Annotated in this window: 6 protein-coding genes and 2 pseudogenes; 1 reads left to right on the top strand and 7 read right to left on the bottom strand. The window is 59.8% G+C overall.

What is annotated here, in order from left to right; genetic code table 11:
• The first annotated feature begins 254 nt into the window (after positions 1 to 254).
• Positions 255 to 686 carry a MerR family transcriptional regulator gene (locus KYG_RS01515; protein ID WP_008903037.1) on the top strand — a complete coding sequence of 144 codons (432 nt, stop codon included), beginning with the start codon at positions 255 to 257 and terminating at the stop codon, positions 684 to 686.
• Here the strand turns inward: KYG_RS01515 and KYG_RS24985 are convergent.
• From KYG_RS24985 to KYG_RS01485, 7 genes and pseudogenes are all read right to left on the bottom strand, one after another.
• Positions 683 to 799, bottom strand: a pseudogene (locus tag KYG_RS24985) (transposase domain-containing protein); the annotation flags it as partial. The gene KYG_RS01515 and the pseudogene KYG_RS24985 overlap by 4 nt on opposite strands.
• A 470-nt stretch (positions 800 to 1269) precedes the next feature.
• Positions 1270 to 4401: an efflux RND transporter permease subunit gene (locus KYG_RS01505; RefSeq protein ID WP_008903035.1), complete on the bottom strand. Its 3132-nt coding sequence runs from the start codon at positions 4399 to 4401 to the stop codon at positions 1270 to 1272.
• A gap of 15 nt (positions 4402 to 4416) precedes the next feature.
• Complete coding sequence (locus tag KYG_RS01500) at positions 4417 to 6021, bottom strand: efflux RND transporter periplasmic adaptor subunit (protein ID WP_034692618.1); 1605 nt, start codon at positions 6019 to 6021, stop codon at positions 4417 to 4419.
• Positions 6018 to 7292, bottom strand: coding sequence for a TolC family protein (locus tag KYG_RS01495; RefSeq protein ID WP_008903033.1), 1275 nt, complete (start codon positions 7290 to 7292; stop codon positions 6018 to 6020). Before KYG_RS01495 ends, KYG_RS01500 begins: the two co-directional genes overlap by 4 nt.
• On the bottom strand, positions 7292 to 7537 hold the full coding sequence (locus KYG_RS01490) for a DUF2789 family protein (RefSeq protein ID WP_034692621.1): 246 nt from the start codon (positions 7535 to 7537) through the stop codon (positions 7292 to 7294). The genes KYG_RS01495 and KYG_RS01490 overlap by 1 nt, the downstream gene beginning before the upstream one ends.
• A gap of 188 nt (positions 7538 to 7725) precedes the next feature.
• A pseudogene (locus KYG_RS23450) lies at positions 7726 to 8187 on the bottom strand (SRPBCC family protein); the annotation flags it as partial.
• 30 nt (positions 8188 to 8217) lie between these two features.
• Positions 8218 to 10285: copper-translocating P-type ATPase (locus KYG_RS01485; protein ID WP_008903031.1), on the bottom strand; the 2068-nt coding region annotated here is incomplete at its 5' end.

The raw sequence follows: 10285 nt of genomic DNA, 5'->3' as shown, positions 1-10285 counted from the left end.
ATCACACCAAAAAGTGGCTCAGTTTTCGGTCGGCGTCAACACTTCAGGCTTCTTGTAGTCGGCCAGCAGGCTGGCCAGCAGTTTTTGCGGTACTTCGTGCTTCTTGGTTGTCATTGTGTTTGCGGACAAGCAGGCTCTCGCCTGCGGTGGATTGTCCGTTTACACAAAATTCTGCACACCCTCCTAACTTGGTTGAGAGAATCAAGTGACATCGCATAAGCTTAGAACCGTACCCCAGTACGGAGTCAAGAACCATGTACAACAACCCTCTGGACGCAGACCCAGGCATGACCATCGGAGATCTGGCCAAGGCGGCCGGTGTCAACGTTGAAACCATTCGGTTCTACCAGCGCAAGAGGCTGATGCTAGAACCCGAACGGCCCTCGGGCAGCATTCGGCGCTACGGCAGGAACGATCAGTCTCGATTGCACTTCATCAAAGCCGCGAAGCGGTTGGGTTTCAGCTTGGACGAGACCGCGCAGCTGCTTCAACTTGAAGATGGGGAGAGTTGTGCTCACGCTCGTGTGAAGGCTGAGACCAAGCTCGTTGAAGTTCGACTCAAGCTTGCGGACTTACAACGGATGGAAGCAGCACTTTCATCGTTGGTTCGTCTCTGCGGTTCGGCAAGGGGCATAGTACGTTGTCCGCTGATCGCAGCAATGGAGGCGCAGTCGAGTCCTATCTAAATGCTTGAAGCCTTAGTGGGCTCACAGCGGTGCGGCAGCAGTTTGCCGACCTGGCTGGCGCGCTGCATCGGCAGGCGTGCCATCACTTCGCGCAGGTAGGCGTAAGGGTCAGCCACTGACGCGCCGGAGACCTGGCATTCGGCCACGATCTGAGCTTTGAGTACCGGGGAGTAATAGCGCCGCTTGGGGCGTTGGGCGATCGTGTCGTTCGCCAAGGTGTGCATGATCTTCATCGTGCACACGATGCCTCGGCGCTGGGTCTATCTCAAGATGGGATTGCCGGACGCATACATTGCCAGTGCCAAAATGACTGATCATCATTTTTGCACTGTGTCGGCTACGGCGGAGGGCTGGTGGCATCAGGCAGTACATCCGCGAGCAGGAAAATGAAGATGAGAGGCTCGAACAGATGGGGCTTTGGAAGTGAGCCCGCCACCAATACGGTGGCTCCAAAACTGAGAGGTCGCGTCAGCGACCGTATGTAGCCGCTTCGAGCGGCTCACAACTTAAAGCCCCCGGTTTTGCCGGGGGATAGTTGCTTTCTTTCCATGTATCGAGGGCGCGCTCGGCCCATCAGGCAGCCTTATCTCGCCATTTTCGGCAGTCGCCACTGCTTGACCAGGCCATAAATGGCCGGGATCACGGCCAGTGTGAGCACAGTCGACGAAATCATCCCTCCCACCATCGGTGCGGCGATGCGGCTCATCACCTCCGAGCCTGTTCCAGTCCCCCACAGGATGGGAAGCAGGCCAGCCATGATGGCGACCACCGTCATCATCTTGGGACGCACGCGCTCCACAGCCCCTTCCATGATGGCTTCATAGAGATCCGCAACGCTAGGCTCTTTGTTTTCAGCGCGGCGTTTGGCCTGGATTTCCTCCCAGGCATGGTCGAGATAGATCAGCATGATCACCCCGGTCTCGGCGGCCACACCCGCCAGGGCGATGAAGCCCACCGCGACGGCCACCGACATGTTGTAGCCCATCCACCACATGAGCCAGATACCTCCGACCAGTGCAAACGGCACCGACAGCATGACGATCAGGGTTTCGGTCAGGCGCTTGAAGTTCAGGTACAGCAGCAGAAAGATGATAAGCAAGGTGACGGGAATGACTACCTTCATCTTCTGCACCGCACGTTCCATCGATTCAAACTGTCCACTCCAGGTCGCGTAGTAGCCTGGCGGGAATTGGACCTGTTCGTTCACGGCTTTGCGGGCGTCTGCCACGTAGCCACCGATATCGCGGTCGCGGATGTCGACGAAGATGTAGGCTGATAGAAGCGCGTTTTCCGTGCGGATGCCAGGCGCGCCCTTGGCGATCTCAACGCGTGCGACCTGCCCCAGCGGCACCATGGCGCCGTCCATGGTCGGGACGAGCACCTCCCGTGCGATCTGCTGTGGGTCAGCGCGCAGTTCGCGCGGATAACGCACCGTGACACCAAAACGCTCTCGGCCTTCAACGGTGGTCGTCACCATCTCGCCGCCCAGCGCCGTGCCGATGACGTCCTGCAGTTCCCCCACCCCCAGCCCGTAGCGCGCCAGTTGCGCCCGGTCGGGCTCGATGTTGAGGTAGAAGCCGCCGGTAATGCGCTCGGCGAACGCGGAGGTCGTTCCAGGCACCTGCTTGACTACAGTTTCAATCTCGCGCGCCAGGCGTTCCATTTCGCCCAGATCCTTGCCGAAAACCTTGATACCGATGGGCGTACGGATGCCGGTTGAGAGCATGTCGATGCGCGCCTTGATGGGCATGGTCCAGGCGTTGGATACGCCTGGGAACTGCAGCGCCTGGTCTAACTCGGCGATCAGCTTGTCCATCGTCATGCCCGAGCGCCATTCGGATTCGGGCTTGAGATTGATGACGGTCTCGAACATCTCGGTAGGCGCCGGATCGGTTGCCGTATTGGCTCGCCCAGCCTTACCGTAGACCGACACCACTTCGGGAAAGCTCTTGATGATCTTGTTTTGCGTTTGCAATAGCTCAGCCGCCTTGGTGATGGACATGCCTGGCAGCGACGCGGGCATGTACAACAGCGTGCCTTCGTTGAGCGTAGGCATGAACTCGGATCCCAACTGGCTGGCGGGATAGATCGAAACACCCAGAACCAGAAGCGACGTAGCAATTGTCAGCTTCTTCCAGCGCATTACAGCGGCAATGATGGGACGGTAGGTCCAGATCAGGAACCGGTTCACCGGATTACGGGACTCAGGCATGATCCGTCCCCGGATGAACAGCATCATCAGTACCGGCACCAACGTCACGGACAGAAGCGCTGCCCCAGCCATTGCGAAGGTCTTGGTGTAGGCCAGTGGCGAGAACAGGCGCCCCTCCTGCGATTCCAGAGTGAACACTGGCAGAAAGGACACGGTGATGATGAGCAGCGAAAAGAACAGCGCTGGTCCCACTTCCTTGCAGGCTGCGATCATGGCCTCCACACGCTCAGCATTGCTGTGGTCGGCGGGCAGGCGTTCCACGTGCTTATGCGCGTTCTCGATCATGACGATTGCAGCATCCACCATGGCCCCGATAGCGATGGCGATGCCGCCCAGGCTCATCAGGTTGGAGTTCATGCCCAGCAATCGCATGGCGATGAAGGCGATCAATACACCGACGGGCAGCATCAAAATGGCCACCAGCGCCGAGCGGACGTGCATGAGAAAAACCATGCAGACAAGCGCGACGATCAGGCTCTCCTCCAGCAAAGTACGTTTGAGCGTGTCAATGGCACGGTGGATGAGGTCGGACCGATCGTAAACCGCCTCGATCGTGACGCCCGGCGGCAAGCCAGTCGAGACCTCGGCAATCTTTTCCTTGAGGTTGTGAATCACCTCCAGCGCGTTTTGGCCATAGCGGGACATGGCGATTCCCGAGACCACTTCGCCCTCACCGTTAAGCTCTGTCAGCCCACGGCGCTCGTCCGGCGCCAGTTCCACCCGGGCAATGTCTCGGATCAAAACCGGAGTACCTTTTTCGGCCTTGACCACGAGGTTTTCAATGTCGGCCACGCCTCGAAGGTAGCCCCTGCCGCGTACCATGTATTCGGTCTCGGCCATCTCCACGAGACGTCCGCCGACATCGCGATTCGACTCGCGCACTACCTGCGAAACCTTAGCCAGAGGAATACCATAGGCCCGCAGTTTCACCGGATCGACAGTGATCTGGTATGTCTGCACAAACCCGCCGATTGATGCAACCTCTGCTACGCCGTGTGCCTTGGTGAGCTGATAGCGCAGATACCAGTCCTGCAGCGTGCGTAGTTCGGCCAGGGTCTTGTCCTTGGCCAGCAGCGCGTACTGGTAGACCCAGCCCACGCCCGTCGCATCCGGGCCGATCTGTGGTGTCACGCCTTTGGGCATGCGCCCCGCCGCAAAGTTGAGGTATTCGAGCACGCGCGAGCGTGCCCAGTAGATGTCGGTGCCGTCCTCGAAGATGATGTAGACGAACGAGGCGCCAAAGAAGGAGAAGCCCCGCACCACCTTGGACTTGGGTACTGACAACATGGACGTGGTCAGCGGATACGTGACCTGATCTTCGACCACCTGCGGGGCCTGTCCTGGATACTCGGTATAGACGATGACCTGAACGTCAGACAGGTCCGGCAACGCGTCCAGCGGGGTTTTGAGCACAGCATAGACGCCGCCAACAATGACGAACAAAGTCGCCAGCAGTACGAGGAAACGGTTTCTTCCCGACCAATCGATGATCTTCGCAAGCATGGTGTCTCCCGAAAATCAGTTGTGACCGGCGTGGGGATTGGCCGTGGCATTGCCCGAGGGCTTGACTGCGGTGATCACCCATTCTCCTTGCCCGCGTTCGACGAACTCGAACGCCACCGCTGCGCCAGGCTTGAGCTGTTTCAGCAAATCGCTGTTCGCAACCTTGAACTCCATGGACATGGCTGGCCATTTGAGGCTGGGCACCGTACCGTGCGCCAGCGTCACCGTGGAGGACTTCGTATCGATGTCCTCTACTGTGCCTTCGGCTTGGTGACCCACGCCTGTGACGGCCTTGGTGCTTGCTGATCCATCAGGAGTGGCTTGAGTCCCGTGTCCTGTATGCCCCAGGCCTCCGATGGCGGCTTTGAGGTTGCTTTCCGCATCGATGAGGAAATTGGCGGCCACTACGACCATCTCACCGTCCTGCACGCCCTCGATAATTTCGATGCGGTCCTCGCTGCGCGCGCCGACCTTGACTTCGCGGGGCTCGAAACGCCCCTCCTTGAGTTGCACCAGAACGATCTGCCGTGTTCCGCTGTCGATAACCGCCGACGTCGGTACCGTCAGCACGGTGCCCTTGGAGGCGGCGGGCAGTTCCACCTGTGCAAACATGCCCGGCTTTAGCAACCCACCTGCATTGGTCAATTCGACCCGCACGGGCACGGTGCGAGTTTCAGCCGTGAGCGTTGGATAGACGTAGGTGATGGAACCGGTGAATACCTTGTCCGGGTAGGCGTTGATGCGAACCGTGGCCTTTGCCCCTGTTTTGACCATGCCGATGTCCTGCTCGAATACATCGGCTATCACCCACACTGAAGACAGGTTAGTGACCTGGTAGAGCGCGTCGCCTGGCATGAAACGCATGCCCTGTACCGCCTTTTTCTCGGTCACGATGCCTGCCACCGGCGAGCGAAATGTGAGGGTGCGGCGCGCCGTGCCCGACTGAGTCAGCGCCTTCACCTGCTCGTCCGAAATATCCCAGTTGCGCAGGCGTGTCAGGCCCGATTCGGCGAGTTCTCGCATTCCTTTCTGTGTTTCCTCGCTGGCGCCCTTCAAGGCGTCGACCCCTTGGGCGGCAATCGCATATTCGCGTTGCGCCGACACCAGCTCTGGGCTGTAGACCTCGAACAACGGCTGGCCCTTGCCCACGGCCTGGCCGGTGGCGTTGACATGCAAGCGTTCGACGTAGCCCTCGAACTTGGGGGTGATGGCGTAGGTCAGGCGCTCGTCGGGTTCGATGCGGCCTGCCGCGCGCACCATCTTGTCCAGGTTGCGCAGGCTGACAGCCTCAACGCGCACCCCGAGCTTCTGAACCTTGTCGGTGCTGATCTTGATCTGGTTGGCGCTTCCGGCTTCCGGTTCCTGATCGCCCTCGTAGACGGGGATGTAATCCATCCCCATCGGGTCCTTCTTGGGCGTGGGGGACGTATCGGGCAAGCCCATCGGATTGCGGTAATAGAGAACCTTGCGCTCCTTCTTATCGTTTGCCGAAGCAACAGTCGATGTCGCCTGCACTGATCCATGTGCAGCGGACTGGCGTTGCCCGTACCAATAGCCGCCTCCCGCAGCCAGTGCCGTGGCGGCCAGCACGAGCGCGCCCACCTTGATAGTTGTTGTCATAGATCTTCTCCCACGATGCGCTCGATGTCTGCCAGGCGAATCTGCGCCGCGACTCCTGCTTTGACTTGATTGAGTTTGGCTTGGCGTATTTGCTTCTGTGCATCCAGCAACGTGGCGAAGTCCACCTTGCCCGATTCATAGCCTGCCAATGCAGAGCGGAACGTCAGTTCCGACTGGGGTAGCAAACTTTCTGTAGTCAACGCCAGCGTACGGCGCGCCGCTTCCAGGCCAGCAATGTTTTCATACAGATCCGCCAGTACCTGGTTGGTGGCCGCTTCGCGGCGCGAGCGGGCGGCATCCAGCATGGCCTGTGCTTCCTGCTCCTGTGCGCGCCGGGTGTCCTGCTGCAAGGGAATGGTGACCTCGACCATCAACTCCCATTCCCGGATCGACTTACCGTACTGGATGGGTGACACCCCCACCGCAAAGTCCGGATAGCGGTTCTTGTAGGTGAGTTCACGGTTCTTTTCTGCAGCCTGGATTTGTGACTCCTCGGTTCTCAGCAGCGGATTGCTGGACCGTGCACGCTGCTCCAGGACATCGAATCGCATGGTCTCAGGCGCCGGAAGTGTGCGAATGCTCTCTGGCGTAGCCAGCATCTCGCTGGCAGGGCGCCCCACGAGCGCTTTCAGCTTGGCCTGCAACTGACTTCGCTCTGCGTCGAGGGCAATCAATTCGTTGCGCATGGTGGTTTGCTCCAGCTGCGCACGAATGACATCCTGCTGTGCCGCGAGGCCACTGCCATATCGCACTTGGGCCACCTTCTCCAGCCGGGCCATCAGGTCCAAGATCTCCCGGGTCAGCCGCTCGTTCTGCTCCAGGTAGTAAAGCTGGGCATGTGTGGTCTTGATCCTGCTGACCAATTCACTCCAGGTGCCTGCCAACTTCCCCCGCGCCGCCTCGGCCTGCAATGCGGCGGCAGCGCGCTTGAGCTCCCGCTTTCCAAACCAGGGCAGCTCCTGTGTAAAGATGTAGCGAGTACTCCCCACGCGCCCAGGTAGCAACGTCGGGTTGCGCTCTCCCATCCGGGTGATATCGCGCAATTCCATGCTGAACTTGGGGTCGGGCAAGGCGCCGGCAGGAAGAATTCGTTCTGCGGCGGCATTGGCTTCGAACTGCATGCTGGCAAATTCTGGATTACCTTCCCGCGCCGCATTCAAAAGCCCCTCCAGATGGGCGCCAATGCGCCCCTCTTGACTGAAACTTGCCTGGGTAAATACGAGTGCCAGCAATGCTGCGCCGACGGATAGCCTCAACCGTATCTTGGACATCACTTACCTTTCGATCCACGCAAGGCCGCATTCAACTGGTCAACCACCTCTGCCCAATCCGCATCCAGCAATAGCTCATCCCGTAACAGGGCCGATTGGGCCTGACTCCAGAATGGCGCGTTTTCCAGCCGGATGGAAGGATGGAGCGGGCTGTGGTGCTCCAGGAAGTGCTGGATGCTCCGGGCGTCAGCGGCAAGCCCCAGTTGTTGAAATAGCTCGGTGAACCGATGGTAGGTCGAATCCATTGCGTTGATTCCCTCAGTGTTCTTGTAGGCGCGGCGAATGTGGAGCGCCATCCCATGGAGTCATTCTCGACAGGCTGGCCTGATAGAAGGATGAGCCGCAGATTACGTTTATGTAATCAAGTCTCAACAGTGGTCACTCCTGGCATAGGGACTGCGGATGGGTACGCGCCGACTGGCACCGCTCTTGCTCAACTGTGAAAATGGCGCACGGCTTCCTGCGCGATCTGACGAACGCACCAGCGGGCATAGAAGCCGCCGACGATCCGTCCAAGCCAGTGCGGCATCCAACGCGGTGGTGGGTCGAAGTCAATCCAGACCCGTAGATATGCCCCGCCATCCGTTGGTCGTATATCAAACCCCATGCTATAGCGACCGATCATGACTAAAACTGGCTCACCAAGTGTTGCCCAGACTTTCCGCCGCGTTGGGAGACGCTCGACTACGGATTCCTGCAGTGCCAAATCCACGCCCCACATGCGTCCGGACATGTGGATCACAGAACCTACGGCCTGGCCTCGCTGAGCGTCTGTTTGCATACGCATGGATATCCCACCCACAACGGCTGAGCTCCGCCCCATGTGTGCACCCAAGTGGATAGGGTCGTCCATGAACGCGAACACAGCATCGACAGGAGCAGCGATGGTTGTTGTTGCTTCACGATGCCATCGATAGGATGGGCATCATGTGGTGCCACGGCGCAGGCGCAGCGCGTTGAATATCACCGATACCGAACTCAGACTCATGGCAAGCGCCGCAATCAGCGGTGACAGCAACCACCCGGTGAACGGGTAAAGCACCCCTGCCGCGATCGGCACCCCCAGGCCGTTGTAGACAAAGGCGAAGAGCAGGTTCTGGCGCATGTTTCGGACAGTGTCTATGGAGATGTCGCGCGCCGCAGTGATGCCGCGCAAATCGCCTTTCACCAGCGTGATCTGGCCGCTGTTCATGGCCACATCCGTGCCCGTACCCATGGCCACGCCGACATCGGCTTTGGCCAGCGCTGGCGCGTCATTGATGCCATCACCGGCCATGGCAACAATGTGGCCTTCCTTCTGGAGTTTTTCCACCAGCGCGAGCTTGTCGGCAGGCTTGACTTCGCCATGCACTTCGTCGATGCCCAGCCTTGCGCCCACAGCCTTCGCGGTGGTCAGGCCATCACCGGTCGCCATGACGATGCGCAAGCCGCTGGCGTGCAAGGTTCGGATGGCTTCCAGAGTAGTCGCCTTGATCGGGTCGGTCACGGCCAGGATGCCCGCCAGTTGGCCATCCACGGCCAGGTGCATCACACTGGCGCCTTCGCTGCGCAAGCGCTCGCCGTCGCTCCTGAGTGCATCGATGGCGACTCCCTCCTGTTCCATCAACGCGGAGTTGCCCAAAACCAGGCGCTTGCCATCGATCGTGCCGCGTACGCCGATGCCGCTGCCTGATTCAAACGCATCGGGTTTGGTCAGCACCAGCCCTTGTGCGCGAGCGGCATTGACGATGGCATCGGCCAGCGGATGTTCGCTGCCCTGGTCCAGGCTGGCAGCCAGCTGCAACACTTCGTCGGGGGTGTGGCCGGGAGCAGCAACCGCTTTTTCAAAAGCGGGTTTGCCTTCGGTCAGGGTGCCGGTCTTGTCCACAATCAAGGTATCGACTTCGCGCATTTTCTCGATGGCCCCCGCATCTCGGAACAGCACGCCCTGTGTTGCTGCCCGACCCGTAGCCACCATCACCGACATGGGCGTAGCCAGGCCCAGCGCACAGGGGCAGGCAATGATCAACACGGCCACTGCGTTGATCAGCCCAAAAACCCAGCTGGGCTCCGGGCCGAACAGCCCCCAAACCAGGAACGTGGCAACTGCGATGAGAACCACCACGACCACAAACTTTCCGGCCACCACATCGGCCATACGCTGCATGGGCGCCTTCGAGCGCTGCGCATTGGCGACCATCTGAACGATCTGCGACAGCATGGTGGCCGCGCCGACCTTCTCGGAGCGCATCACCAAGGCGCCACTGGTGTTCAGCGTGGCGCCGATCACCTTGTCGCTGATACGTTTGGTCACTGGCACAGGTTCTCCGGTCAGCATCGATTCATCGACAGCGCTGCTGCCCTCGACAACCACACCGTCGACAGGTACTTTCTCGCCGGGTCGGACCCGCAGCAGATCTCCCACATGAACATGGTTCAGCGGCACATCCTCTTCGCTGCCATCCACGTTGATGCGGCGGGCGGTCTTGGGTGCCAAGCCGAGGAGCGCCTTGATCGCCGCAGAGGTTTGCGAACGCGCCTTCAGTTCGATGATCTGGCCCAGCATGGTCAGCGAAATGATGACCACCGCCGCCTCATAGTAGACCGCCACCCGCCCCATGGAGACGAACGAGTCCGGGAATACGCCCGGCGCCAGGGTAGCTACCAGGCTGTAGAGGAAAGCCGCGCCTGTGCCCAGACCGATCAAGGTCCACATGTTGGGACTGCGATGGAGGAGAGACTGCCAGCCCCGCGCGAAGAAAGGCCAGCCCGTCCACAACACGACGGGTAACGACAACGCGAGTTCAACCCATGTCTGCACTTGCATGTCAAACCATCCGAGGCGGTGGCCGAACATCGCAAGAATGGTCACGATGACCGTGAGCGGCAGCGTCCACCAGAAGCGACGCTGGAAGTCCAGCAGTTCGTGGTTGTCTTCCTCGTCGAGGGGAATGATGGGCTCCAGCGTCATGCCGCACTTGGGACAAGAGCCGGGGTGGTCTTGACGCACTTCA

The organism is Acidovorax sp. NO-1, from assembly GCF_000238595.1.
Classification (GTDB): Bacteria; Pseudomonadota; Gammaproteobacteria; order Burkholderiales; family Burkholderiaceae_C; genus Acidovorax.
The sequence above is the reverse complement of the archived record's forward strand: the minus strand, read 5'-3'. Positions and strand labels throughout refer to the sequence as shown.

Coding starts and splice junctions, on each gene's coding strand:
- KYG_RS01515 (WP_008903037.1), top strand. CDS start 255: ATGTACAACAACCCTCTGGACGCAGACCCAGGCATGACCATCGGAGAT.
- KYG_RS01505 (WP_008903035.1), bottom strand. CDS start 4,401: ATGCTTGCGAAGATCATCGATTGGTCGGGAAGAAACCGTTTCCTCGTA.
- KYG_RS01500 (WP_034692618.1), bottom strand. CDS start 6,021: ATGACAACAACTATCAAGGTGGGCGCGCTCGTGCTGGCCGCCACGGCA.
- KYG_RS01495 (WP_008903033.1), bottom strand. CDS start 7,292: ATGTCCAAGATACGGTTGAGGCTATCCGTCGGCGCAGCATTGCTGGCA.
- KYG_RS01490 (WP_034692621.1), bottom strand. CDS start 7,537: ATGGATTCGACCTACCATCGGTTCACCGAGCTATTTCAACAACTGGGG.